The 24872-nt window shown below is 72.0% G+C and carries 22 protein-coding genes and 2 tRNA genes; 9 read left to right on the forward strand and 15 right to left on the reverse strand.

The window, feature by feature from the left end; all coding sequences use genetic code 11:
• Positions 1–74 precede the first annotated feature (74 nt).
• Genes E1165_RS10065 through E1165_RS10080 form a run of 4 tightly spaced genes read left to right on the forward strand, consistent with a single transcriptional unit; the run spans position 75 to position 3454 of the window.
• Entirely contained in the window at positions 75–1841 is a 1767-nt protein-coding gene (locus tag E1165_RS10065; protein WP_132390013.1) for a proline--tRNA ligase, read from the forward strand.
• A 55-nt stretch (positions 1842–1896) separates the two neighbouring features.
• Positions 1897–2316: a CBS domain-containing protein gene (locus tag E1165_RS10070; RefSeq protein WP_132390015.1), complete on the forward strand. Its 420-nt coding sequence runs from the start codon at positions 1897–1899 to the stop codon at positions 2314–2316.
• Between the two features lie 56 nt (positions 2317–2372).
• Positions 2373–2798, forward strand: a complete 426-nt coding sequence (locus tag E1165_RS10075) for a SufE family protein (RefSeq protein ID WP_132390017.1) — start codon at positions 2373–2375, stop codon at positions 2796–2798.
• A gap of 20 nt (positions 2799–2818) precedes the next feature.
• Complete coding sequence (locus tag E1165_RS10080) at positions 2819–3454, forward strand: DsbA family oxidoreductase (RefSeq protein WP_132390019.1); 636 nt, start codon at positions 2819–2821, stop codon at positions 3452–3454.
• A gap of 113 nt (positions 3455–3567) precedes the next feature.
• Here the strand turns inward: E1165_RS10080 and E1165_RS10085 are convergent, their stop codons facing one another.
• The 6 genes from E1165_RS10085 to E1165_RS10110 all read right to left on the reverse strand — a co-directional run bounded on the left by E1165_RS10085 (position 3568) and on the right by E1165_RS10110 (position 7997).
• Positions 3568–4119, reverse strand: a complete 552-nt coding sequence (locus E1165_RS10085) for a YbaK/EbsC family protein (protein ID WP_132390049.1) — start codon at positions 4117–4119, stop codon at positions 3568–3570.
• 199 nt (positions 4120–4318) lie between these two features.
• Positions 4319–4513 carry a hypothetical protein gene (locus tag E1165_RS10090; protein ID WP_132390021.1) on the reverse strand — a complete coding sequence of 65 codons (195 nt, stop codon included), beginning with the start codon at positions 4511–4513 and terminating at the stop codon, positions 4319–4321.
• 37 nt (positions 4514–4550) lie between these two features.
• A complete protein-coding gene (locus tag E1165_RS10095; protein WP_132390023.1) occupies positions 4551–5333 on the reverse strand; it encodes an SDR family oxidoreductase in 783 nt (260 codons plus the stop codon).
• A 103-nt stretch (positions 5334–5436) separates the two neighbouring features.
• Entirely contained in the window at positions 5437–6087 is a 651-nt protein-coding gene (locus tag E1165_RS10100) for a GAP family protein (RefSeq protein ID WP_132390025.1), read from the reverse strand.
• A gap of 104 nt (positions 6088–6191) precedes the next feature.
• A complete protein-coding gene (locus E1165_RS10105) occupies positions 6192–7559 on the reverse strand; it encodes an MFS transporter (protein ID WP_132390027.1) in 1368 nt (455 codons plus the stop codon).
• Positions 7560–7736: 177 nt separating this feature from the next.
• Complete coding sequence (locus E1165_RS10110) at positions 7737–7997, reverse strand: hypothetical protein (protein ID WP_207916806.1); 261 nt, start codon at positions 7995–7997, stop codon at positions 7737–7739.
• 208 nt (positions 7998–8205) lie between these two features.
• Here E1165_RS10110 and E1165_RS10115 point away from each other — a divergent pair, with 208 nt between their 5' ends.
• Positions 8206–12681, forward strand: coding sequence for a cation-translocating P-type ATPase (locus tag E1165_RS10115; RefSeq protein WP_132390031.1), 4476 nt, complete (start codon positions 8206–8208; stop codon positions 12679–12681).
• Between the two features lie 32 nt (positions 12682–12713).
• On the forward strand, positions 12714–13064 hold the full coding sequence (locus E1165_RS10120) for an MBL fold metallo-hydrolase (protein WP_243704689.1): 351 nt from the start codon (positions 12714–12716) through the stop codon (positions 13062–13064).
• Here E1165_RS10120 and E1165_RS10125 read toward each other — a convergent pair.
• The 3 genes from E1165_RS10125 to E1165_RS10135 form a co-directional block, all read right to left on the reverse strand.
• The gene (locus E1165_RS10125) at positions 13015–13977 is read right to left on the reverse strand and encodes an L-threonylcarbamoyladenylate synthase (protein WP_132390051.1); all 963 of its coding nucleotides are present in this window, start codon (positions 13975–13977) and stop codon (positions 13015–13017) included. The genes E1165_RS10120 and E1165_RS10125 overlap by 50 nt on opposite strands.
• A gap of 77 nt (positions 13978–14054) precedes the next feature.
• A complete protein-coding gene (locus E1165_RS10130; protein ID WP_132390033.1) occupies positions 14055–14957 on the reverse strand; it encodes a hypothetical protein in 903 nt (300 codons plus the stop codon).
• Positions 14958–14990: 33 nt separating this feature from the next.
• The gene (locus E1165_RS10135) at positions 14991–15587 is read right to left on the reverse strand and encodes an RNA polymerase sigma factor (protein ID WP_132390035.1); all 597 of its coding nucleotides are present in this window, start codon (positions 15585–15587) and stop codon (positions 14991–14993) included.
• 358 nt (positions 15588–15945) lie between these two features.
• Here E1165_RS10135 and E1165_RS10140 point away from each other — a divergent pair, with 358 nt between their 5' ends.
• Both E1165_RS10140 and E1165_RS10145 read left to right on the forward strand, forming a co-directional pair.
• On the forward strand, positions 15946–16377 hold the full coding sequence (locus E1165_RS10140) for an uL11 family ribosomal protein (RefSeq protein ID WP_132390036.1): 432 nt from the start codon (positions 15946–15948) through the stop codon (positions 16375–16377).
• Positions 16370–16774 (forward strand): hypothetical protein, encoded by a 405-nt coding sequence (locus tag E1165_RS10145; protein ID WP_132390037.1) that lies wholly within the window; start codon positions 16370–16372, stop codon positions 16772–16774. The genes E1165_RS10140 and E1165_RS10145 overlap by 8 nt, the downstream gene beginning before the upstream one ends.
• Before the next feature lie 689 nt (positions 16775–17463).
• On the opposite strand, the gene E1165_RS10155 is transcribed toward E1165_RS10145, so the two are convergent.
• From E1165_RS10155 to gyrB, 6 genes are all read right to left on the reverse strand, one after another.
• Positions 17464–17539, reverse strand: a tRNA-Ala gene (locus E1165_RS10155).
• A 42-nt stretch (positions 17540–17581) separates the two neighbouring features.
• Positions 17582–17710, reverse strand: coding sequence for a DLW-39 family protein (locus tag E1165_RS29835; protein WP_243704690.1), 129 nt, complete (start codon positions 17708–17710; stop codon positions 17582–17584).
• A gap of 44 nt (positions 17711–17754) precedes the next feature.
• Positions 17755–17828 (reverse strand) — tRNA-Ile (locus E1165_RS10160).
• A 354-nt stretch (positions 17829–18182) separates the two neighbouring features.
• Positions 18183–19076: a DUF3566 domain-containing protein gene (locus E1165_RS10165; RefSeq protein WP_132390038.1), complete on the reverse strand. Its 894-nt coding sequence runs from the start codon at positions 19074–19076 to the stop codon at positions 18183–18185.
• A 2-nt stretch (positions 19077–19078) separates the two neighbouring features.
• On the reverse strand, positions 19079–21601 hold the full coding sequence (gyrA, locus tag E1165_RS10170) for a DNA gyrase subunit A (protein WP_132390039.1): 2523 nt from the start codon (positions 21599–21601) through the stop codon (positions 19079–19081).
• Between the two features lie 128 nt (positions 21602–21729).
• Positions 21730–23676 (reverse strand): DNA topoisomerase (ATP-hydrolyzing) subunit B, encoded by a 1947-nt coding sequence (gene gyrB / locus E1165_RS10175; RefSeq protein WP_132390041.1) that lies wholly within the window; start codon positions 23674–23676, stop codon positions 21730–21732.
• A gap of 521 nt (positions 23677–24197) precedes the next feature.
• Here gyrB and E1165_RS10180 point away from each other — a divergent pair.
• Positions 24198–24782: a hypothetical protein gene (locus E1165_RS10180; RefSeq protein ID WP_132390043.1), complete on the forward strand. Its 585-nt coding sequence runs from the start codon at positions 24198–24200 to the stop codon at positions 24780–24782.
• Positions 24783–24872: the final 90 nt, after the last annotated feature.

Genomic DNA, 24872 nt, shown 5'->3' on the forward strand with positions numbered 1-24872 from the left:
GTCCGGCCGGAACGAATCCCGGGGGCGGCCAAACCGGATCGCCGATCCGGCCGCCCCGACCGTACGCTGCGCTGATGTTGCTTCGTACGTCGACCGCGTTGCTGCGGACCCTTCGCGAGGACCCGGCGGACGCGGAGGTGCCGAGCCATCGGCTCCTGGTCCGCGCCGGCTACGTCCGCCGGGCCGCGCCGGGCGGGTACACCTGGCTGCCGCTGGGCAGGCTGGTGCTGGACCGGGTGTCCGAGATCGTCCGGCGGGAGATGACGGCGATCGGTGACCAGGAGGTGCACTTCCCGGCGCTGCTGCCGGCGGAGCCGTACCGGACCAGCGGCCGGTGGACGGAGTACGGCGACGACATCTTCACCCTCGTCGACCGCAGGGGCGCCGAGCACCTCCTCGCCCCGACCCACGAGGAGATGGCGGCCCTGCTGGTCAAGGACCTCCTCTCGTCGTACCGGGACTTCCCGGTGACGTTCTTCCAGGTCCAGACGAAGTTCCGGGACGAGGCCCGACCCCGGGCCGGTCTGCTCCGCGGGCGCGAGTTCCTGATGAAGGACGCCTACTCGTTCGACCTGGACGAGGCAGGTCTGGCGGAGTCGTACGACCGGCACCGGGGTGCGTACCGCCGGGTGTTCGACCGGCTCGGGCTGGACTACACCGTCGTGCACGCGATGGCCGGGGCGATGGGCGGCTCCGCGTCGGAGGAGTTCCTGGCGGTCACGCCGGTGGGCGAGGACAGCTTCGTCGGCTGCACCGCCTGCGACTACGCGGCGAACACCGAGGCGGTGACCACCCGCGCCCCGGCCGCCGTTGACCCGGAGGCGCAGCCGGCCGCCGAGGTGCACGACACGCCCCGGACGCCGACCATCGCCTCCCTGGTCGAGTTGGCCAACGCCCGCCGGCTCGCCGGCCGGGACGACTGGACCGCCGCCGACACCCTGAAGAACGTGGTGCTGTCCGTCCGCCGGCCGGGCGCGGAGGCGGCCGAGCTGCTGGTGGTGGGGCTCCCCGGCGACCGTGAGGTGGACCTCAGGCGGGTCGACGCCGCGCTCGCCCCCGCCACCGTGACGGTCTTCGAGGACTGGGCCGCCCACCCGGGGCTGGTCCGCGGGTACATCGGCCCGCAGATCCTGACCGGACTGGGCGTGCGGTATCTGGTCGACCCGCGGGTGGTGGCCGGCACCGCCTGGCTGACCGGGGCGAACGAGCCGGGACGGCACGCCACGAACGTGGTCTGCGGCCGGGACTTCACGCCGGACGGCACGATCGAGGCGGCCGAGGTGCGCCCGGGTGACCCCTGCCCGGCCTGTGCCGAGGGTGGGCTCACCATGCGGCGGGGCATCGAGGTGGGGCACATCTTCCAGCTCGGCCGCCGGTACACCGACGCGTTCGCCGTCGACGTGCTGGGCGCGCAGGGCAAGCCGGTCCGGCCCACCATGGGTTGCTACGGCATCGGCGTGTCCCGGGTGGTCGCCGCGATCGCCGAACAGCACCACGACGAGCGGGGTCTGGTCTGGCCGGCGGCGGTCGCGCCGTGCGACGTGCACCTGGTCGCCGTCGGCAAGGGACCGCAGCTCGACGCGGCGCTCGACCTCGGCGCACGTCTCGCCGACGCGGGGCTGCGGGTGCTGGTCGACGACCGGGTGAACGTCTCGGCCGGGGTGAAGTTCACCGACGCCGAGCTGATCGGCATCCCGCGCGTCGTCGTGGTCGGCCGCCGCCTGGCCGACGGGTACGTCGAACTGCGCGGTCGGGCCACCGGCGAGCGCGCCGAGCTGCCGTTCGACGGCCTGGTCGAGCGACTGGCGACGGAGGTGCGTGCGGTCCGCGACAGGGTGTAGCCGACGCACCACGGGGTACCGCAGTTGGATCGACGACGGCGCAACGGAGGCTCTCATGTTCCGGGTCAGTGACGTGATGACGAAACAGGTGGTCTACCTGCCGGCCGAGACCACTCTCGACGAGGCGGCCAGGGTGATGAAGGAGGCGGACATCGGCGACGTGGTGGTCACCGAGGGCGCCACTCTCGCCGGGCTGCTCACCGACCGGGACATCGTGGTGCGGGCGGTCGCCGAGCGCAGCGACCCGGCGGCCACCACCATCGGTTCGATCATCACGCGCGAGGTGGTGATGATCGAACAGCACTGCACCGCCGCGGAGGCCGCCTCGCTGATGCGCGAGCGCAACATCCGGCGGGTGCTGGTCTGCGACAACGAACGCAAGCTCGTCGGCATCGTCTCCCTGGGCGACCTGGCCATGCAGCTCGACCCCACCTCGGCGCTCGCCGATATCAGCGAGGCCGCGCCGAATGGCTGACTGCACCGCTGGAGCACGCGCCCGCCTGCGCCGACGGGCGGCGGTAGCCTGGCGGGATGCCCGAGATGCCGACGAAGCTGGCCGAGATCGTCGAGGAGTTCGCCGCCGCGCCGCGTGACGTGGTGCTGGAGATGCTGCTGGAGTACGCCGACGTCATACCGCCGCTGCCGGCCGGGACGGAGCGGAACGACCTGGAGCAGGTCCCCGAGTGCCAGACCGCCTTCTTCCTGCGGGCCGACGTCAACCCGGACGGCACGGTGAGTACGGTCTTCGACTGCCCGCCCGAGGCGCCGACCACCCGTGCCTTCGCCGGCATCCTGGCCGAGGGGTTGGCCGGGGCGAGCGTCTCGGAAGTGCTGGCCGTGCCCGGCGACCTGTACCAGCGGATGGGGCTGGCCCAGGCGATCAGCCCGCTGCGGGTGCGCGGCGGCACGGCGATCCTCGCCCGGCTCCAGCGCCAGGTCCGGGAACAAGCGGGTTGAGCTCGGCGTTCACCTCGACCATGGAGATCGAGATCTACGCCGACGTGGTCTGCCCCTGGTGCTGGATCGGCAAGCGCCGTTGGGAGCGGGCCCTCGAGTCGTACGACGGTGAGGTGACCGTCACGTACCGGCCGTTCCAGCTCGATCCGGCACCGGTCACCGAGCCCCGCCCGCTGCTCGACGCGCTGGCCGACAAGTTCGGCGGGCCGCAGCGAGCCGAGGCGCTGGCCGCACAGGTGACGCAGGTCGCGGCCGGGGTGGGCCTCACGATGCGCTTCGACCGCGCGGTACAGGCCAACACCTTCGACGCGCACCGGCTGGTCCGGTTCGCCGCCACGCGGGGGCGGTCGGAGCCGATCGTCGAGGCGCTCTACCGGGCACACTTCACCGACGGGGTGGATGTCGGTTCACGGGACGCGCTGGGCGCACTCGCCGCCACCGCCGGCCTCGGCGAGGCGGAGGTCCGGGAGTACCTGGAGTCGAACCTGGGCCGGCGGGAGGTCGCCGCCGACCTGTCCGCCGCCCACCGGCTCGGCGTGAGCAGCGTGCCGACCTTCGTGCTGTCCGGGAAGTACGCGGTCACCGGCGCGCAGGAGCCGGAGACGCTGCTCGCCGCGCTCCGCGAGGTCGCACAGCGCGAGGCGGCTGCCGAGTGACCGGTGTGGCGTGACGGCCCGCGGTTCGACCCGATGACCGAGGGCGGCGAGGCACACGGCGTAAGGACCGGCACCGGTCTTGTTTCACGTGCAACAACATCGATAGAACTGGATCAGAGGACCGGCTTGGCCAGCCCTTCCAGCACCGTCGCCCCGGGCAGGGCGCCGAGCGCCGGCCCGGGGATCACGACCTTGCTGTGCCGGACGCCGGATCCGACGATCACGTGCGGGGCGGCGATCACCCGCGCGTCGACCAGGATCGGCCAGGATTCCGGCAACCCGATCGGGGTGATTCCGCCGTACTCCATGCCGGTCAGGTCCACCGCGTCGGCCATCGGCGCGAAGCTGGCCTTGCGCACGTCGAGCGTCTGCCGGACCATGCCGTTGACGTCGGCGCGGGTGGTGGCCAGCACGACGCAGGCGGCGTAGCGGATCCCACCCCCACGCCGGCCCGCGACCACCACGCAGTTGGCCGACACGTCCAGCCCCACCTCGTACGCCGCGCAGAACGCCGCCGTGTCGGCGAGGTCGGCGTCGATCGGGGCGACCAGCACGTCGTCCACGTCGATCGGCGCGTGCGCCGGCCACTGTCGCAACGCGGCGGCGACCGGCGGTGCCAGCAGGTCGAGGCGACTCCGGGCGGGTTCGGTCTTCAACGTCCCCATCACGGATGCGATCCTCGCATCCGCCATACCGATCCGCCCGCCGAGCACCTCACGTCCGGCGCCGCCCACCCCTGACCAACTCCGTATGCCGGGTGGCGGTGTCCAACAGGGCTGGTACCGCCACCCGGCGCATACGGCGACGGCCCACTACGGCGATGCCCACACCGGCGATGGCCCACGCGGGGTCGGAAACGGAGACTCAACTGCCGCCGAGGAAAGCGTTCTCCCGCAGGAACGCGCGGTCGTCGGCGGCGGCGTTCTGTGCCGCGCGCAACACCTGCGGACGCCCTGCCTCCAGGTCCTCCATGCCGTGCCGGACAGCGAGCCGGATCACGCCGTAGAGGAAGACGAAGCCGAAGACGTAGAGGATGAGGGTGGCGATGAACATGAGCATGCCGTCACGGTAGGGCGAACCTGAACGAGGAAAAGCTTCAACTAGCGCCGGTTCGCCCGTACGTGTCGGCGAGATAGTCGGCCCAGGTTCGACTACCGGCCGGAGTGGCGGTGGTGGTCAGACCGCCCTCACGCAGCGCCCGACCCAGCCGGCCGGGAAACCGCACCGGCAGCAGCGGACGGCGCGATCCCCGTGCCGCCTGCCAGGCGCGTACCGCCTCGTCGAAGCGGAGCACCTGCGACCCGCCGTACTCCTCGACCCCACGCAGCGGGCCGGCGGTGAGCCGTTCGGCGAGCCGGCCGGCGACCTCGTGCTGGTCGACGGGTTGGGCGAGCACCGCCGGGTCGCCGACCACCGGGCCGAACCGGCTCGCCGTACGCAGCAGCACGTCCAGGAACGGCGGAAACTGGGTGGCGCGCAGCACCGTCCAGGGCACCGGGCCGGCGGCGACCACCTGCTCGGCAGCCAGCTTGTGCCGGTAGTAGCGGTACGGCACCCGGTCGACACCGACGATCGAGACGTACACGAGGTGATTGACCCCGGCCCGCCCGGCGGCGAGCACCAGGCGGCGGGTGCCGAGCACGTCCACCCGGTGGGTGTGCCGGCTGTTCGGCAGCGACGCCAGGTGAAGCACGGCGTCCACGCCGGCCACCGCCTCGGTCAGCCCCGCCCCGGTGGCCAGGTCCACCACCGCCCAGTCCGCCCCCGGGTCGTGCCGTGGACGCCGACTCGTCGCCCGTACGTCGAATCCGTCGGCACGCAGCCTCGGCAGCACCGCCCGCCCGAGCAGGCCGCCCGCACCAGTGACCAGAACCCTCATGGATCGCACCCTTCCGATGTCGACGGATCGGCGATCCGATCATGGCACCGTCGGGCGCGCGACGAGCGCCACCCTCCCGGGGCAGCCTGCCCGGCTTCACCGTTCACCTCAGCAGGTCGGCCCCGGTGATCAGGATGAAGAACACGATCACGATCTCGCTGACGATCCACGAGTGGTGGTCGGCCCAGTCACGGATCCCGGGCAGCACCCGCGCCGCCCGGCGACGCAGCAGCAGCAGCGCGAGCAGGGGCAACGCGAGCAGCAGCAGGGTCAGCAGCATGAACGGCAGCAGATGCCACCACGGCTGGTCGTGCCGGGCGGCACTGGCCCCGACGGTCAGCATGGTGAGGTCGTCGGAGGGCATCGCCAGGAACAGGGTCAGCCCGAGCCGGAAGGCGTACCCGGGGTCGGCGTGCTGGAGCCTGCCCATCCACCCGGGTCTGCCGGCCCGGTGACGGCGGAGGAAAACCACCACCGCCAGCACCAGCAGCAGCGCCAGCACCACCCCGTCGATCGCGGTCTCGGCCGGCCTCCGACCGGCACCTCCGTGGCCGGCTCCGCCGGCCACGCCCTTGATTGTCCTCGTGACCAGCCAGGCAAGCGTCGTGACGGGCACGACCACCGCGGCGGCGCCCGCCAGGAAGCCGACCGAGGCGCGGCGCGGCCGGTCGGCGGAGGCCAGGAAGACCGCCGCCACCAACTGGGTGCCCGCCACCATGACCACGGCCATCGGCAGGATGGTCAGGAAGTTCACCACCCAATCCTGGCCGCCCGCCCGGTTCCGCCACGCCCGATCAGGCCGTCGATCATGAAGTTGCGGCGAGACGGCCGGACGACAACCTCAGGATCGACGGAGGGTCAGCGGGACGGGGCGACCCGGTACGCGACGAGGAGGCCGACGAGGGCGCAGGACGCGGCGACAGCGAGCATGGCGGCGTACTCACCCGGGCCGGGCACGGCTCCGGCGGCGAGCACGGCGCCGGTGAGGGCCAGCACGGTGGCGGCGAAGAGCGAGTCGCCCAGTTGCAGCGACGAACTGTTGCGCCCCTGCTCGTCGGGGGCGGACAGCTCCAGGGTGAGCACCGACAACGACGGGTAGAGCAGACCCATCCCGGCCCCGGCGACCGCCCAGCCGCACACCCCGACCACCACCGGCACCGCCGGCCACACCGACAGGGTCACCGTGGCCGTGCCGACGGTGACACAAGCCAGGCCGGCCCTGGGAAACGTCGCCGACGAGCGGGGCGCGGGCAGCCGCCCCTGCAACCAGGAGCCCACCGACCAGGCCAGCGCGGCGACGGTGAGCACCAGGCCGGCGGCGGTCGGCGAGAAACCCCGCTGCCGGGAGAGCATCAACGGGATCACCACCTCGGCCCCGGCGAACGCCGCCGAGGCCAGCCCGCGCAACCAGATCACCGTGGGCAGGCCACGCGCCACGCGCAGGAAACCGGCCGGCAGCAGCCGGGGCGCGCAGCAGGCCAGGCCCACCAGCGCGGCCACCACCAACGGCACGGCGGACGCGCCGCGCTGCTGCCCCCCGTGGTGCAGCAGTGCGGCGCTCACCCCCGCCCCGGCCGCCCAGCCGGCCCGCGCCAGCGCCCCGGCGGGCAACCCCGCGGCGGCCGGCGGACGCAGTGACCGCAGACCGGGCTGGACCAGCAGCGCCGCCGGCACCGCCACCGCCGGTACGGCGAGGAAGACCCACCGCCAGCCCAGGTGCTCGACGATCAGACCGGCCACCGCCGGTCCGACCAGCGACGGAACGACCCACGCGGCGGCGAACGCGGCGAACACCTTCCGCCGCAACCGCTCCGGGTACGCCTGCCCGACGACGACGTACAACGCGACCGAGAGCAGCCCCGAACCGAAACCCTGCACCGCCCGGCCGACGACGAGCTGCCCCATCCCACCGGCGCTGCCGGCCAGCAGCAACCCGGCCACGAACAGCCCGACGCCGCTCCACATCGGCACCCGTGGCCCCCGGACGTCGCACCAGATGCCGGAGAGCACCATGGCGAACACGCCGGCGGCGAAGGTGCCGCCGAAGGCGAGCGCGTAGAGGGTGAGCCCGTCCAGCGCCCGGGCGACCGTGGGCATCGCGGTGCCCACCGCCAGCGCCTCGAAGGCCAGCAGGGACACCAGGGCGACAATGCCCACGGTCATCGCGCGCAGGCCCGGGTCGTACAGGCGGGCGGCCGGAGTGTGCACCTGGGCCGTGGCCGTCATCGACCGGCCGCCGTACCGGGCATCCGGCGCGGGACCGACGGTGCTTGTCCAGGCCGGTACGGGTGCCGCGGCCGGGTGCCACGGTCCCGGCCCGCCTCGGGCCCGAGCAGTTCGATCGCCATGGGGTTCAGCCTGCGACCTCAACCCGACGTGAGGTCAACCGTGAGCCAGATCTCGTCAGGCCGCTTCCAACGCCTCGCCGATCCCCCGGGCCAGACCGGAGAGGTGCTGGTCGGCGAGGAGATGCCCGGCGGTGATCACCAAGGCCAGCGGCCACTCGATGACCTGGAGCGCGGCCAGTACCCCCAGGCCGGCGTAGTAGGCGACCTTGTCGGGCGGCGGCACCGCCACCTCGCCCAGCATCGGGACCTCGACCCGCCGGTTGTAGGCGCGCACCGTCTCGTGACCGCCGCTGAGGTGTCGCGTGATCGTGCTCATCCCGGCCTCCCCTGGGTTTGTCGGTTGCCTCCGGATTCCACGACCACCGGCGTCCATGCCCCGCCAACGGCGCGAACTTCCCCCACACCGGCGGCATAAGGACCGTGACGGCGGGAAGGCAGGCCGCCGGACGAACGCGGGAGGCGGAGATGGCGTACGGCAGCAGCGGCGGCGAGGAGCGGGGCCGACGGCTCGGCCGTACCGCTCGATGAGCACGCTGGGCCGGCTCGCCGCCCGGGTGCGTCCACCGGTGCCGCCCCTGGTCGCCGACACCTCCCGTACCGTCGGCGCGGCCGCGTCCCGGCTGGCCCGCGCGGCCGGTCTGACCAGACGCCGGGTCTGGTCCCGCGACGGCCGGCACCACATCGAGGTGCACGGCGTCTGCCAGGACGGCGGCGACCGGCTGGCCCGTCAGGTCGAGCAGGCCCTGGAGCGGATGCCCGGGGTGGCCTGGGCGCGGGTGAACGCCCCCTCCGGCCGGGTGGTGGTGGCCGTCGAGGAGCCGAAGCCGCCGCTGCGCGACCTGATCGCGACGGTGGCCCGGACGGAACGGGTGTGCCCGCACGAGCCGGACCCGGACATCCCGCCGCCGCACCCGCCCGAGGAGGGGCCCCGCACCCCCCGCACGCTGGGTGCGCTCGCCTCCGACGCGCTCGGTCTGACCCTCTCGGCAGCCACCCGGATCCTGCCGTTCGCACCGGTTCCCGGCGAGGTGTCTGGGCTGCTCACCGCCGTCGACCTGCATCCGAAGCTGCACGCCCTCGCCGACCGGGGGCTACGCGCCGACCCCCGCGCCGACGTGCTCTTCCCGCTGGCCGAGGCGGTGGCGCAGGGCCTCGCCGGCGGGTGGGCCGGCATCGTGCTCGACGGCGTGCAGCGGATCGTCCAGTGGGGTGAGGCCCGGGCGCAGCTCTCCGCCTGGAACAGGGCCGAGCCGGGGTTGACCGGCGACCCGGAACGGGCCGTCGCCCGGTCCCCGGCGACCGACCGGCCGTGCCCGAAGCCCGACGGTCCGGCCGAGCGGTACGTCACCTGGGCGCTCGGCGCCGGCACGGTCGCCGCGGCAGCGGCGCTCCCGGTCGTCGGGTGGAAACGGTCCGCCGCGCTCGGCCTGACCTCGCTACCCAAGGCCCCGGGCAGCGGCCGCGAGGGGTACGCCGCCCAGCTCGGCCGGATGCTGGCCCGCCGGGGCGTGATCGCGATGGATCGCAGCGTGCTGCGGGAACTCGACCGGATCGACACGGTGGTGCTGGACGCCGCCGTGCTCGGCTCGGAGCGGGGCGTCCTGGCGGACCTGGCCCCGCTGGCCGGGGCGGACACCGGCGAGGTGGCTGCCCGCGCGTTCGCGCTCTTCGCCCCGGACCGGCCGGAGGCGGTCCGGGAGGAGGACGGTTGGCGGCTCGGGCCGCTGACCGGGCTGGACGCCGACGACCCGGGAGACACCCCGGACAGCCGACGGCTGCGCGAGGGCGGTGGCCTGCTCCTCGGTCTCGCCCGCGCCGGCCGGCTCGCCGCGGTCATCCGGGTCGCCCCGGAACCCGCGCCCGGCGTCGACCTGCTCCCCACCGCCGCCCGGCAGGCCGGTCTGCGGCTGGTGGTGGCCGCCGACGACCCCCGGCCGTACGACTTCGCCGACGCCGTCCTCCCCGGCGGGGCACAGCTCGCCGACTCGGTACGCGCCCTGCAACGCGACGGCGCGGTGGTGATGCTGGTCTCTGGTGACCGGGCGGCGCTCGCCGCCTCCGACTGCGGGCTCGGCATGGCCGCCCCGGACGACCTGCCGCCCTGGGGCGCCCACCTGCTCGTCGGCACCGACCTGCGGATCCCTGCGCTGCTGCTGGAGGCGGTGGGGACCGCCCGGCAGATGACCCGGCGGAGCATCCACATCGCCATGGCGGGCAGCGGCCTCGGCGCGCTCGGCGCGTTGACCGCCGACCGCCGGCAACTGCCCAGCCGGGCCCTGGCCGCGGTGAACGGCGCCGCCGCACTGGCCTTCGCGCACGGTGTGTGGCGGGCGCACCGGCTGCCCGACCCGACCGGGACGCCCGCGCCGGCCACCACCGCCTGGCACCTGATGCCCGTGGAGACGGTGCTGCGTCACCTCGACACCACCCCGGACGGGCTCACCGACGCCGAGGCCCGCCGCCGGCACGGCGGGAGCACGGCGGGCGCACCCGGCTCGGGCGGGCTGCTGCGTGCCTTCGTCGACGAACTGTCCAATCCGCTCACCCCGGTGCTGGCCGCCGGGGCGGTGCTGTCGGCCACCGTCGGGTCGCTGGTCGACGCCGCCCTGGTCGGCGGGGTGGTGGGTGGATCGGCCCTGGTCGGGGCGGTGCACCGGCGCACGACCGAACGGTCCCTGGCCGCGCTGCTGTCCCGCTCGGCGGTCACCGCCCGGGTCCGTCGGGACGGTGCCGAGCAGGTGCTCGCCGCCGACGACCTGGTGCCCGGCGACGTGATCGTCCTCGGAACCGGGGACGCGGTGCCGGCGGACTGCCGGGTGCTGACCGGCGACGGGTTGGAGACCGACGAGTCGTCGCTGACCGGGGAGTCACTGCCGGTGGGCAAGTCGGCCGAGCCGGTGGTCGCCACCGCTGTCGCCGACCGGCACTCGATGCTGTACGAGGGCACCACCGTCGCGGCCGGTCACGGCACCGCCGTGGTGGTGGCGGTCGGTGCCGACACCGAAGCCGGTCGCAGCCTGGCCCTGGCCCGGCAGGCGCCCCCGGCCAGCGGGGTGGAGGCCCGGCTCGGCCGGCTGACCGGTGCGGCGGTGCCGCTGGCGGCGGGCTCGGCGATCGCGGTCGCCGGTACGGGGCTGCTGCGGGGCGTACCGCTGGCGGAGACGGCGGCGACCGCCGCGAACCTGGCCGTGGCGTCGGTCCCCGAGGGGTTGCCGTTCCTGGTCAGCGCCGCGCAACTGGCGGCGGCCCGGCGGCTGGCCGAGCACGGCGCGCTGGTCCGCAACCCGCGCACCATCGAGGCGCTGGGTCGGGTCGACGTGCTCTGCTTCGACAAGACCGGCACCCTCACCGAAGGCAAGCTGCTACTGGCCGGGGTGGGCGACGACGACCGGTACGCCGCGGTGGACCAGCTCGACGACGGGCTGCGCCGCACCCTCGCCGTCGCGTTGCGCGCCACCCCGTACGCCGAGAATCCGGAGGAGCTGTCGCAGCACACCGACCGGGCCGTCCGGTACGGCGCCCGGGACGCCGGGGTGACCGAACGGACCGGCGCGGACGGCTGGGAAGCGATCGGTGGCCTGCCGTTCGAGCCGTCCCGGGGGTACCACGCCACCGTCGGCCGTGCTGGTGGCGGGCTGCTGCTCAGCGTGAAGGGCGCGCCGGAGACGGTGCTGCCCCGGTGCGGGGCGTGGCGGACGCCGGACGGGCGGGACGCGCCGCTGGACGACGAGACCCGCGCCGGGCTGCACGCCATGCTCGCCGAACGGGCCGGGGCGGGGCACCGCATCCTCGCCGTCGCCGAGTGCCGGACAGCGGTCGAGCAGGTGACCGACGAGGAGGTGACCGACCTGGTGTTCGTCGGTTACCTCGCGCTGGCCGACGGGGTGCGGAAGTCCGCGGCCCCGGCGGTGCGCCGGATCCGGCAGGCCGGCGTGCACACCATCATGATCACCGGGGATCACCCGGCGACCGCCGAGGCGATCGCCTCGATCATCAGCCCGGACCACGAGGAGCAGCGGGTGGCCACCGCCACCGAACTGGACCGGCTCGACGACGACGCCCTCGCGGAGCGGCTGTCCCGCACCGACGTGGTGGCCCGCTGCACCCCGGCGCACAAGGTGCGGATCATCCAGGTGCTGCAGAAGCACGGCCGTACGGTCGCGATGACCGGGGACGGCGCCAACGACGCGCCGGCGATCCGGCTGGCCGACGTCGGCATCGCTCTCGGCCAGCGCGGCACTCCCGCCGCCCGCGCCGCCGCTGACCTGGTGGTGACCGACGACCGGTTGGAGACCATCATCGCCACTCTCGTGGAGGGGCGGGCGATGTGGTCGTCGGTACGCCACGCGCTGAGCATCCTGGTCGGCGGCAACCTCGGCGAGATCGCGTTCAGCGTGCTGACCGCCGCCACGACCGGCCGTTCGGCGCTGAACGGACGGCAGCTGCTCCTGGTCAACCTCCTCACCGACCTGGCGCCGGCGCTGGCCATCGCGATCCGGCCGCCCGACGCGGACCACGCCGACGGGCTGCTGCGGGAGGGCCCGGACACCTCCCTCGGCGAGACGATGACCAAGGAGATCAGCCTGCGGGCCGCCGCCACGACCCTCGGCGCGACGGCCGGCTGGACCCTGGCCCGTCACACCGGCCGGCAGGAACGTCGGGCCGGCACGGTGGCGCTGGTGTCGCTGGTCGGCACCCAGCTCGGCCAGACGGTGCTGGCCGGCGGCACCAGCCCGACCGTGCTCGCCTCCACCGCCGTCTCGATCGGTGTGCTGGCCGCGGTGGTGCAGACCCCCGGGGTCAGCCAGTTCTTCGGTTGCACCCCGCTCGGCCCGGTCGGCTGGGGCATCGCCGCCGGGTCGGCGCTGGGCGCGACGTTCGCCAACGGCGCGCTCACCCGGCTGGTCGACCACCTCCCGCCACCACCCGGTGTCGCCCCGCCACCGGATTCGACCGACGGATCGGGGGTACGGACCGCGGATGACGATGGACACGGCTGAGGTGACGTTCGTCGGCACCGCGACGTCCGGCGTTGACCATCGCGCAGCTACCCGCCCTGGACGCGGTGGTCCTCGCGGTGGTCCTCTCCCACCTGCACGGCGACCACTTCGACCGGGTGGCCCGCCGGGAACTCGACCGGGAACTGCCGATCGTCACCACCCCGGCGGCCGGGCGTACGCTGCGCCGCTGGGGGTTCGGGGCCGCCGAGGGCCTGCCCACCTGGCAGTCGCGCGAGCTGCGCCGGGGTGACGGCACGCTGCGCCTGACCGCGCTGCCCGGTCGGCACGGGCCGGGGGCGCACCCCCGGATGGTCGACCCATGCACCCGACCGGTCAGTCGGGAGCGGACCAGGTGGCGGCGGCGCGGCGCAGCCGGTCGTTGATCGCCCGGCCGACCCCCTGCTCCGGTGCCGGCTCGGCGTGGATCTCGGTCACCCCGGCGGCGTCGAGCCGGTGCAGCGCGTCGAAGAGCCGGGCGGCGGCCTCCGTCACGTCCCCGCCGGGGGAGAGCACCTCGACCGCCGCGTACCCGCCAGCCGGGGCCTCCCGGAAGGCCAGGAACCCCCGCCGGCGGCCGTCGCCGGGCGGCGGCTCCACGCCGGACACCACCCGCAACGGGGTACGCGGCGCGTAGTGCGCGGCCAGCGTCCCCGGTGCCACCGGCTGCCCGGAGCTGCCCGGGCGTACGCTCACCGGCCCGACCGCCGCGACCAGGTCCTCCAGGGCGAGTGCGCCGAGACGCAACACCACCGGCTGCGGGCCGCGCGCGTCCACGATGGTCGACTCGATGCCGCACCGGGTGGCGCCGCCGTCGAGCACCACGTCGACCGCCGCACCGAGCCCCTGCACCACGTGTTCCGCCCGGGTCGGGCTGAGTTGCCCGAAACGGTTCGCGCTGGGCGCGGCCACCGGCACCCCGGCGGCCCGGATCAACGCCCGGGCGGACGGCTCGTCCGGTACCCGGACCGCCATGGTGTCCAGCCCCGAGGTGACGATGGGCGGGATCTCCACCGGCCGGTCCACGATCAGGGTCAGCGGCCCTGGCCAGAATCGCCCGGCCAGCGCGGCGACCGCCGCCGGCACCGGACCGACCAACCTCTCCAGGTCGGCGGTGTCGGCCAGGTGGGTGATCAGCGGGTCGAAGCTGGGCCGTGCCTTCGCCTCGAAGATCCGCGCGGCGGCCCGGGCGTCGAGAGCGTTCGCTCCCAACCCGTAGACGGTCTCGGTGGGGAACGCCACCAGGCCGCCGTCGCGTAGCACGACGGCGGCCTGGGCGATGCCGGACTCGGCGGGCAGGAGACGAGGAGATCGGGAGGTCACGCCCCCGACGCTAACCTGTCCGCGGTCGACTCGGCAGCGCGGAGTCCCGACGGTCAGGAACCGGGAGCGGGCTCCTTGCCGTCCACGGAGACCCACAGCACCACGACGTTGTTTGCCAGGGGCGCGGTGTCGTAGACGTACCAGCTACCCGGCACCTGGTCGGCCGCGGTTTCGCGGGACTCGAAGCCCACCCGGTACGTGGCGGTCTGGCCGAGGGCGGTCAGTTCCTGGCGCACGTCGGACACCCGCTTGCCCTTCAGCGCCTTCAGCTTCGCCTCCTGTGCCTCGTCCAGGACCGGGGCGTCACCCTCGGCGGCCTCGCCAGGCTTGGGCGTACGGCCGAAGACGATCACCGCCTGGCCCTTGTAGTTCAGCGGCACCCGGATGCCGACGGAGCAGTTTCCGCCGGCGGCACAGTCGCCCGGTGCCTCGATGGTGGTGATGCCGGGGCTACTTTCCTCCATGAAGATGACCCGTCCGGTCCGATCCGCAGTGGCGGGTGCCAGCTTCAGGTCGATGTTGAGCCCGTGCCGGGCGAGTTCGGCCTTGTATCGCTGCGGGTCGGCAACGGAGTCCAGAATCCTGACGTCGAGGTGACCCCCGTCCTGGCTGATCTGGAGCGTGTTGGCCTGGGCCGGGGTGGGGCCGACCGGGCTGGACGCGGGCAGCACAGCGCTCACGACGAAGGCCAGCGCGCCCAGCCCCGCGAGGGCCGGCCCCGCGAAGGCGAGGCGCCGGCGCAGGCTCCAGGTCCTGCGACGGCCGTTCGTACCGTTGACGGGCTGCACGTCCTGCTTCGTGATGTCGGTTACCGGAGACACGGTGGGCACTCCCATGATGAGTCGGCGGAGTTCGTCGGCGGCGGGCCCGGTCGGCTCCGACGCGGAGGGGGGGATGGTGAACTGTGGAGACAGCAGCCGGATCAGCCGGTCGTGCTGCTCGTCGGTGTCGGTCATGGTGATTCCTTCGTCATGTCGTGCGGTCGGTGGTCACGTTGTGAGGAAGGAGGCCCGCAGTGCCTCGGCGAACCGGCGGCGGGCGCGGTGCAGGCGGATGCGTACGGCGTTCGTGGAGCAGTCGAGGGCCAACGCCAGCTCGTCGGCCTTCAGCTCCTCCCAGGCCACGAGACGCAGGAGCTCCTGGTCGGCGTCCGGAAGTTCGCGGAAGGCGGCGGCGACGTCGGCGGGAACCTCCGGCTGGGTCACCGTGACGTGGGCGAGTTCGTCGCGGAGTCTGCTGGCGAGCCTGGTGGCGCGGCGGGCGGTCCGATGCTGGTTGGCGAGGACATTGCGGGCCACCCCGTAGAGCCACGCCCTCTCCTGGTTCGCCGGAATGTCGTCGATGCGTTGCCAGGCGACGACGAAGGTGTCCGCCACCACGTCGGCGGCCATCTCCGGGCGGTCCGAGCGGCGTAGGGCATACCGGAGCAGGTCTCCGTAACATGCCCGGTACAGGGCCTCGAACCGGGTGGCGGCATCGCCATCACGCGAGGGGGGTGCGGCGCGTGCCAACTGAGCTCCCTTCACCTGGGCCAGTGCTGGGCGGGGCCGCCCAGCACATCTACATGTCCGGCAGGAGAGCGTCATTTCATCGAATGTCGCCAATCACCGTACGATCCAGAAAGCACGGTGACCACGACCGCGGCGCAGGACCCGGGCGGTGCGGCGGCTCAGGGCTGAACCGGCACGGCCGGCGGGGCCCGCGAGGTGCCGGGTACCGCCGTCCACAACCGGACCGACACGCTCCTGGCGGCCGTGCGGTGGGGCGGCGCGCACGACGGCCGAGCCGAGGTGACTCGATGACGGCATCCGCCGAACTGAACCCCTCGTCCGCCGACGAGCGGGAAGCTCGCCCCGCACTGTTAGCCCAACTGGACAATCGGCAACGGTCGGCCCGTCGAACTAGTTTGACCCTTCTGTCACGTGAGGTTCTAGCGTCGCCGGCATGGCGAAGCAGATGAAGGTTTCCCGCCGCTTGAAGCTTGAGCTTGAGGCGGGTAATGCCGCAATGGTCGAGATCGGCAAGATGCTCGGTCCGACTGGCATCAACACGCGGCAGGTCAAGCTCGACTATGACGCGGCCACCGCAGGCCAGCGAGGCGACATCGTGCCTGTTGTCGTGACGATCTTCGAGGACCGTTCCTACGCGCTGGAGTATCGGACCCCTCCAACGTCTCATCTCATCCGGCGGACCCTAGGATTGTCGAAGGGATCGGGTCGGCCCGGAGCCGAGTCGGTCGCGAAGATGTCGCGGGAGCAGTTGCGAGAGGTCGCGTTACGGAAGCTTCCGGATCTCAACACCGACGACGTGGAGGCTGCGATGAAGCAGGTAGCCGGCACCGCGCGATCAATGGGTGTCCTCATCGCCGATGAGTGACGGCCTCTGGCGGGCCGTCGTGCCGCCCTACCGGATGCTTGATCCTGGCCTGTTGTTAGCCGAGACGACGCTCTTGGTCACACTGGCGGAGCTCTGCGCGGTGCTTCCCGACGAGAAACGAGCCAGCGACCTGCTCAACGAGGCGCTGATTCGCGCCGGGGCAACCCCACAGCTGATCGGACGAGACGGCGAATGGCGGATGGTGGTGGCGGGACAAGATCCACACGCCGCTGCCGCCACCGCCTTGGCCGTGCTGGTCGCCGCCCACGGATGGCGACGACTCAAGCGCTGCGTCCGGTGCGGGCGACCCTTCGTTGACCGAACCAATGGCGTGAGTCGCCGTGGTTGTGTCGACCACCCGGGCCGTCCCCGTGGCGGCCGTACCGCCAAGCCCTGAGCCAAGCATGTTCCACCTCGGGGCGGCCCGCTTGCGGACCCGCCCGAACAGCAGGCGTTGACGGTCTCTGGTACCTCAGCGGGCGCGGCGCTGACGGCAAGCGCCTCCGGTCCCGACGGCACGGGCAGGACAGGCGCTGGCGGGTTCGCTTCACCGAGCCGGTGGTCAGCCGCGTACGCCACTCTTCGAACGGAAGGCAGACGTGGACGCCTTCGACGCTCGCGCCCGTGCGGGCGTGGCCGAGGAGCCGAAGGTGCAGCAGTCCGAGCACAACCTGACGCTGCGGTAGTACGGGGAGCGGTGGCGGCTCTCCCGGGAGGTCGGGTGGGCGCTGGAGGAGGGCACCCCGTACCTCGATCAAACGATCCCGTCCGGCAGTCGGTGCCGCTGCTGTTCACGCTCAGCGCGGTAACGCGTCCACCGACCGGGCCTGGTCGTGGGAGTGGGCGGACTGGCGGGACGCAGCCGGCAGGCCGAAGGGCACGGGACCTTCCTCACGCTCTGCGGCACTTCTTCGCCACGAGGCTGATCATGAAGCACGCCGAGCCGCAGGAGGTGCTCCGGCACAAGACACTCCGGGTCACGCTAGAGACGTACGTGCGCTGGTGGCCGAAGCGTGATCGGCCTTTGCGGCATCGTTGGAAGGTTCTACGACCGGCGCTCTCAACCGCAGAGATGCGGGGAGGAGATGGTGGAGCCCAGGGGACTCGAACCCCTAACCCCTGCCTTGCAAAGGCAGTGCTCTGCCAGTTGAGCTAGGGCCCCCAGGGCGGTCGGTGCCGCCTGGTGCTGGCTGTGACGAGCGGGTCAGCGCAGGTCGGGTGCGGTGGTCGCCTCGTGCCAGAGGGCCCGCTCGTCGTTGGAAGCCTTGACCTTCTGAGCGACGACGGCAGCCACGGCGACGACGCCGGCCAGGATCAGAAGCTTCTTGAACATGGGGCGCCCCTTCGCGCTCGACTACCGTCGGAACGGGTGTGCGGTGGGGCTAGCTGGAATCGAACCAGCGACCTCAGAGTTATCAGCTCTGCGCTCTAACCGACTGAGCTATAGCCCCGCGTGGCGACGAGCAAGGTTAACCCATCGCCGGGTCCGGCCCCAAATCGGGGTGACCGTGGCGCTCACGCCAGCTCGACCGTACTCGCAGTGCCCGGCGGCGGCGACTTGTTTCCTCGCGTGTACTCGGTTCCGGCCGTGCAGATCGACTGTGATGCGGCGGGTTGGGTGTCCGGGCAACCGAGAGGCGCTGCGCTACACGCGGCAGGGGAAGTCGACCGAGCCGGGGCGGGACGGTTGGGGAGTCGGACCAGGCGGGGTGGCTGCCGGCCGGAAGGTCGATCAGGGAGCAACGTCAGTGGACAGCTTCGACGCCGGGGCGCCGCACCAGCGGCGCCCCGGCGTTGAGACGAGGTCAGTCGCGCTCGGCGAGGGTCAGCTCGATCCCGCCGACCAGGTCGGCGCAGACGTTGTAGACGAACGCGCCGAGCGTGGCGAGCGCGGTGAACAGGACAACGTTGACCAGGCCGATCAGCGCGGAACTGAGGATCACGCCCTTGGCGGTGATCTGGAAACCGCCGGAGGTCTGACCGCCCGCGTTGACCAGGTCGGTCAGGCTGTCGTTGACGCTCTGGAACACGCCCATGGCGTCCAGGGCGAGGTAGAGCACCGAGGTGGCGACCACCACCACGATGAAGAGCACCACGGAGACGGCGAACGCGAACTTCATCACCGACCAGGGATCGATCCGCTTGAGGTTCAGCCGGGCCCGGCGCGGCCCGCGCGAGGCGGCCGAGGTGACGGAGGTACGCGCGGCGCGTACCGCGTCACCCACCCGTGCGGCTCCGACGGCCGCCGGGTTGCCGATCCCCGGCGGCAGGCCGCCTCCGTTGGCGGGGCGGCCCGCGCCGGTCGGCCGGGCGCCGTCCGGCGACGGCGACGGCTTGGCCCCGCCGCCCACCTTGGGCTGGGTACCGGTACTCGACGGTGACGCGGCGGCGCCCACCCTGATCGGTTGGGTGGTGTTGCTCGACGGGCTCGACGTGGCCACCGGCGTGGCGGCGGAGGTCGAAGCCTCGACTCCCGATGTCTCGGTCTTCTCGCTCGCCGGCGCGTCGTCGCCGGGCTTCTCCGGCGGCGGTGCCATGCCAGGAGCCCGGGTGAACTTCGGGGCAGGCGCGTCGGCGGGGACGGTCGCCCGGCCCACGGCAGCGCGCCCCGCCGCGGTTGTGCCGCTCTTCGCGGCCTCCTCGTCGACCGGGGTGGCCGAGGTCCCCTTGTTCCCCGACTTCGCCTGTGTCTCCGTCATCACTAGTCCTGTTCGTCAGGCTCGTCGGCATTGCGAGCAATCGCCACGATAGTCACGCCGTCCGGGAGGTCCATCAGCTTGACCCCCATTGTGTTCCGGTCACGCGTACGGCGTACAGGCTTCACCGGAGTCCGGATGACGCCACCGTTGCTGGTGATGGCGAACAACTCGTCCTCCGGGTCGATCACGACCGCGCCGACCAGACCACCGCGTCGCTCGGTGATCTTCGCAGTCAGCACGCCCTTACCTCCCCGGCCCTGGACCGGGTATTCCTCGATCGGGGTGCGTTTCGCATATCCCCCGTTCGTGGCCACCAGGACGTCCATTCCCTCCCGGACCACCTCCATCGCGAGAAGGACGTCGTCGTCGGAGAATCGCATGCCGATCACTCCCGTGGTGGCCCGCCCCATCGGCCGCAGCGCCTCGTCGCCGGCGTTGAACCGGATCGCCTGCGCGTTCTTCGACACCATCAGCAGGTCGTCGGAGGGTGCGGCGAGGACGGCACCGACCAGCTCGTCCTCATCGCGCAGGTTGATCGCGATGATGCCGCCGGACCGGTTGGAGTCGAACTCCTCGAGCCGCGTCTTCTTCACCAGGCCGTTCTTCGTGGCAAGTACCAGGTAGGGGGCCACCTGGTAGTTCGGGATCTCGATGATCTGCGCGATCTGCTCGTCCGGTTGGAAGGCGAGCAGATTGGCCACGTGCTGGCCCTTGGCCACCCTACTGGCTTCCGGCAACTCGTACGCCTTGGCCCGGTAGACCCGGCCCTTGTTGGTGAAGAACAGGATCCAGTCGTGCGTCGAGCAGACGAAGAAGTGGCTGACGATGTCGTCCTGTCGCAGGGTGGCCCCGCTGACACCCTTGCCGCCACGCCGCTGCGAGCGGTAGAGGTCGACCTTGGTGCGCTTGGCGTACCCGGTGCGGGTGATGGTGACCACCACGTCCTCGCGGGCGATCAGGTCCTCCATCGAGACCTCGCCGTCGAACGGCACGATCTTCGTCCGCCGTTCGTCGCCCCACTTGGCGATGATCTCGCCCAGCTCCTCCGAGACGATCCGCCGCTGCCGCTCCGGCTTGGCGAGGATGTCCTTGAGGTCGGCGATCTCCACTTCCAGCTTCGCCAGGTCGTCCAGGATGCGCTGCCGCTCGAGGGCGGCCAGGCGGCGCAACTGCATGTCCAGGATCGCGGTGGCCTGGATCTCGTCGATGTCCAGCAGCCGGATCAGGCCCTGCCGGGCGTCGTCGACGGTGGGCGAACGCCGGATCAGGGCGATCACGTCATCGAGGGCGTCCAGCGCCTTGGCCAGACCGCGCAGGATGTGTGCCCGCTCCTCGGCCTTGCGCAGCCGGAACGCCGTCCGCCGGCGGATGACCTCGATCTGGTGCTCGACGTAGTACCGGATGAACTGGGCCAGGTTGAGCGTGCGCGGCACGCCGTCGACGAGCGCCAGCATGTTGGCGCCGAAGGTCTCCTGGAGCTGGGTGTGCTTGTAGAGGTTGTTCAGCACCACCTTGGCGACCGCGTCGCGCTTGAGCACGAGCACGATCCGCATGCCGGTACGGCCGGAGGACTCGTCGCGGATGTCGGCGATGCCGGCGAGCTTGCCCTCCTTGATCAGCTCAGCGATCCGCTCGGCCAGGTTGTCCGGGTTGACCTGGTACGGCAGCTCGCTGACCACGAGGGCGGGGCGGCCCCGCTTGTCCTCCTCGACCTCGACCACGGCCCGCATCCGGATCGAGCCGCGCCCGGTCCGGTACGCGTCCTGAATACCGGCCTGGCCGACGATCAGGCCGTAGGTGGGGAAGTCCGGACCCTTGACGATCTCCAGCAGCGCTTCCAGCGTGGTGGCCTCGTCGGCCTCCGGGTGCTCCAGGCACCACTGCACCGCAGCGCCGATCTCCCGCAGGTTGTGCGGCGGGATCTTGGTGGCCATGCCGACCGCGATGCCCTCGGAACCGTTGATCAGCAGGTTGGGGATGCGGGCCGGCAGGATCGTGGGCTCTTTGGCCCGACCGTCGTAGTTGTCCTGCATATCGACGGTGTCCTCGTCGATATCCCGCATCATCTCCATGGCCAGCGGGTCGAGCTTGCACTCGGTGTACCGCATGGCGGCGGCCGGGTCGTTGCCGGGCGAGCCGAAGTTGCCGTTGCCGTCGACCAGCGGATAGCGCAGCGACCAGGGCTGGGCCATCCGGACCAGCGCGTCGTAGATCGGCGAGTCGCCGTGCGGATGGAACTGACCCATCACGTCACCGACGACGCGGGAGCACTTCACGTAGCCGCGGTCCGGCCGGTAGCCGGAGTCGAACATGGCATAAAGGATCTTGCGGTGGACCGGCTTGAGCCCGTCCCGGACGTCCGGCAGCGCCCGCCCGACGATGACGCTCATCGCGTAGTCGAGGTACGAACGCTGCATCTCGACCTCGAGGCCGACCGGCTCGATCCGGTCGTGCTGCACCACCGCCGCGACGGCTGGCTCCGGGGTCTCCGGCTCGTTCGGGATGGACTCGGGAGTATCGGTCACTGTTAACCCTTATCAGACTCAGAGTCGTTCTCGTGCTGTGGATAACGGCTGTGGAAACCGGCCAAGCTGTGGATAACTCTGTGGACCGGTGGGGTGGCCGGTGGATGCCGGCCGCCCCGCCCGAGCCGTCAGATGTCCAGGAAGCGCACGTCCTTGGCGTTGCGCTGGATGAAGGAGCGACGCGCCTCGACGTCCTCACCCATCAGTACGCTGAACAACTCGTCGGCGGTTGCCGCGTCGTCCAGCGTGACCTGACGCAGGGTACGGGTGGCCGGGTTCATCGTGGTCTCCCACAGCTCGGGGTAGTTCATCTCGCCGAGACCCTTGAACCGCTGGATGTCGTCCGGCTTGGCGTTCGGCTTCTTCTGCTGGCGCAGCGCGATGAGCCCGTCCCGCTCCCGGTCCGAGTACGCGTACTGGGCGTCGTCGCCCTTCTTGTTCCACTTGATCTTGTAGAGCGGCGGGGCGGCCAGGTAGACGTGACCCAGCTCGACCAGCGGCCGCATGAAGCGGAACAGCAGGGTGAGCAGCAGCGTCTGGATGTGCTGGCCGTCGACGTCGGCGTCGGCCATCAGCACGATCTTGTGGTACCGCAACTTCTCGATGTCGAAGTCGTCGTGGATGCCGGTGCCGAGGGCGGTGATCAGCGCCTGGACCTCGTTGTTCTTGAGCACCCGGTCGATCCGGGCCTTCTCCACGTTCAGGATCTTGCCGCGGATCGGCAGGATCGCCTGGGTACGCGGATCGCGCCCCTGCTTGGCCGAGCCGCCGGCCGAGTCGCCCTCGACGATGAACACCTCGGACTCGCGCGGGTCGGTGGACTGGCAGTCGGCCAGCTTGCCCGGCATCGAACCGGACTCCAGCAGCGACTTGCGGCGGGCGAGCTTGCGGGCCTGCTGGGCGGCGATCCGGGCCCGGGCCGCCTGGGACGCCTTCTGAATAATGATCTTCGCCTCGGCCGGGTTCCGGTCCAACCAGTCGACCAGCCACTCGTTGCAGACCCGCTGCACGAAACTCTTCACCGGGGTGTTGCCCAGCTTGGTCTTGGTCTGGCCCTCGAACTGCGGGTTGGCCAGCTTGACCGAGATGATCGCCGCCAGTCCCTCGCGGATGTCCTCGCCGGAGAGCTTCTCGTCCCCCTTGAGCAGCTTCTTGTCCGCGCCGTACCGGTTGACCACGCTGGTCAGCGCGGCCCGGAAGCCCTCCTCGTGGGTACCGCCCTCGTGCGTGTTGATCGTGTTGGCGAAGGTGTAGACCGACTCGCCGTACGACTCGTTCCACTGCATGGCGATCTCGACTGACATGCCCTCCTCCTCGGCGCCGAACTCGACCACCGTCTTGTGGATCGGGGTCTTCGAGGCGTTGAGGTGCCGGACGAAGTCGGCGATGCCGCCCTTGTAGCAGAAGGTGACCTCACGGAGCTTGCCCTCCTCACCCTCCGGGACCCGCTCGTCGAGCAGGTGGATGGTGAGACCCCGGTTGAGGAAGGCCATCTCCTGCAACCGCCGGTAGATGGTCTGGAAGTCGAAGTCGACGGTCTCGAAGACGTCCGGGTCGGGCCAGAAGGAGACCGCCGAGCCGGTCCGGTCGGTCGGCTCGCCCTTCTCCAGCGGGCCGGGCTTGGAGTTGTGGTACTGCTGGCGCCAGACGAAGCCGGACTTGTGGATCTCCACTGCCATCCGGGTGGAGAGGGCGTTCACCACGGAGACGCCGACGCCGTGCAGACCACCGGAGACCGCGTACGCCTTGCCGTCGAACTTGCCGCCCGCGTGCAGCACGGTCAGCGCGACCTCGACACCGGGCTTCTTGAGCTTCGGGTGCAGGTCGACCGGGAAGCCACGACCGTTGTCGGTGACCCGCACGCCACCGTCGGCCAGCAGCACCACGTCGATCGTGTCGCAGTGGCCGGCCAGCGCCTCGTCAACGGCGTTGTCCACGACCTCCCACACAAGGTGGTGCAGACCACGCTCACCGGTCGACCCGATGTACATGCCGGGCCGCTTGCGGACCGCCTCCAGCCCTTCGAGGACGGTGATCGACTCGGCGCCGTACTCCTGCTTGTCCTGCGCTGCCACCCTCGGCCACTTTCTCGCGCCGGCCACGCCACAGGGCGCGGGGACGCGGGTTCGGCGGACAGGACGCGACGTCGACGCACAGACCGACCCCGGGACGCCAGGTCACGGATCGTGTGCGCCGGTCGCCGCGGTTGCCCGCGGATCGCGATCGGCTCGACCCGACACAGGACTTTGATCAGGGGCCCCGCCGGGGCCCGTGCCCGTCGCTCCGTGCCGGGTCTTCGTCTCGCCCCCAATCCTACTGTGCGCGACCGACGAAGACGCCACTCGGCACCCCTGCGCGGCGTCTGAGACCTCCGTAGCCGGCCGAACCGCGCTGTCCGCGACTCCCCCCACGTGCCAGGGTCGATCTCCGGCGGCGTCGCCGGGGAATCGGTCGCCGGGGCGGCCGGTCGAGACTCGCGCGGAGAGTGGCCGTACCGTACCTTTGCGGCACCGCCGCCGTTCGTCTTGATCTTTACCGTCCACAACCGGGACGATTGACCCGATCGATCCGACACGTGCTCAAGGGGTGACGCCAGATGGGGCTGGACAACGTCGCGGTGCACTGGCCGCGGACCGGCCGCTTCTACGATCCGGTCGCACCGGCCGAGTTCGTCGACTTCGGCGAGATCGTGGACATCCCCCGGATCTCCGCGCCCACCGCCGCGCTCGCCGAACACATCGCCAAGACCGGCACCGTACGGGCCACCGCCTACACCGAACTGGTGGACCTGATCCTCGGTCTGGAGAATGTGCTGTACGCCACCGAGGCCGCCGCCGAGGACGAGGACCCGGTGATCGACCCGGACGGCTGCTCCTGGATCGCGGGTGGGGTGGAGCGGTTCATCGCCCAGCACCGGCCGCACGGCGAGACGGTCACCTTCGAAACGGTCAGCGAGGTGCTCCGCTCGCTGTTGGCCGACGGCCGCCTGGCCGAACAGCAGCTCCGCTGGCTGGACAGCCGGCTCGACCGGCTGCGCGACGAGAACGGCGCCCCGCCGCAGTGGGACTTCACCTGCGCCGAGCTGGGCGTGCTGGCCGCCTTCTACCGGCGCTGCGCCGACCGGGGCTTCGCGGTCTACGCCGACGCCGAACCCGGCCGCCGCCCCGCCACCCAGCCGTAGCGCACAACCTGCTTCGATCCGCCCCGGTTGCGCCAGGTCGGGGTGTCCTCGGGCGTGGACGGCCCGAGGACACCCCGACCTGGCGCAACC

Origin of the sequence: Micromonospora sp. KC723 (genome assembly GCF_004348595.1) — a bacterium.
GTDB lineage: Bacteria > Actinomycetota > Actinomycetes > Mycobacteriales > Micromonosporaceae > Micromonospora.

Bases quoted from the DNA above. Each gene is read 5' to 3' on its own strand.
- E1165_RS10130 (WP_132390033.1), bottom strand. From the start codon at position 14,957: ATGACCGACACCGACGAGCAGCACGACCGGCTGATCCGGCTGCTGTCT.
- E1165_RS10090 (WP_132390021.1), bottom strand. From the start codon at position 4,513: ATGCTCATGTTCATCGCCACCCTCATCCTCTACGTCTTCGGCTTCGTC.
- E1165_RS10080 (WP_132390019.1), top strand. From the start codon at position 2,819: ATGGAGATCGAGATCTACGCCGACGTGGTCTGCCCCTGGTGCTGGATC.
- E1165_RS10095 (WP_132390023.1), bottom strand. From the start codon at position 5,333: ATGAGGGTTCTGGTCACTGGTGCGGGCGGCCTGCTCGGGCGGGCGGTG.
- E1165_RS10145 (WP_132390037.1), top strand. From the start codon at position 16,370: ATGAGTGACGGCCTCTGGCGGGCCGTCGTGCCGCCCTACCGGATGCTT.
- E1165_RS10070 (WP_132390015.1), top strand. From the start codon at position 1,897: ATGTTCCGGGTCAGTGACGTGATGACGAAACAGGTGGTCTACCTGCCG.
- E1165_RS10085 (WP_132390049.1), bottom strand. From the start codon at position 4,119: ATGGGGACGTTGAAGACCGAACCCGCCCGGAGTCGCCTCGACCTGCTG.
- E1165_RS10135 (WP_132390035.1), bottom strand. From the start codon at position 15,587: ATGACGCTCTCCTGCCGGACATGTAGATGTGCTGGGCGGCCCCGCCCA.
- E1165_RS10110 (WP_207916806.1), bottom strand. From the start codon at position 7,997: ATGAGCACGATCACGCGACACCTCAGCGGCGGTCACGAGACGGTGCGC.
- E1165_RS10105 (WP_132390027.1), bottom strand. From the start codon at position 7,559: ATGACGGCCACGGCCCAGGTGCACACTCCGGCCGCCCGCCTGTACGAC.
- E1165_RS10165 (WP_132390038.1), bottom strand. From the start codon at position 19,076: ATGACGGAGACACAGGCGAAGTCGGGGAACAAGGGGACCTCGGCCACC.
- E1165_RS10140 (WP_132390036.1), top strand. From the start codon at position 15,946: ATGGCGAAGCAGATGAAGGTTTCCCGCCGCTTGAAGCTTGAGCTTGAG.
- E1165_RS10180 (WP_132390043.1), top strand. From the start codon at position 24,198: ATGGGGCTGGACAACGTCGCGGTGCACTGGCCGCGGACCGGCCGCTTC.
- E1165_RS10115 (WP_132390031.1), top strand. From the start codon at position 8,206: ATGAGCACGCTGGGCCGGCTCGCCGCCCGGGTGCGTCCACCGGTGCCG.
- E1165_RS10065 (WP_132390013.1), top strand. From the start codon at position 75: ATGTTGCTTCGTACGTCGACCGCGTTGCTGCGGACCCTTCGCGAGGAC.
- E1165_RS10075 (WP_132390017.1), top strand. From the start codon at position 2,373: ATGCCCGAGATGCCGACGAAGCTGGCCGAGATCGTCGAGGAGTTCGCC.
- E1165_RS29835 (WP_243704690.1), bottom strand. From the start codon at position 17,710: ATGTTCAAGAAGCTTCTGATCCTGGCCGGCGTCGTCGCCGTGGCTGCC.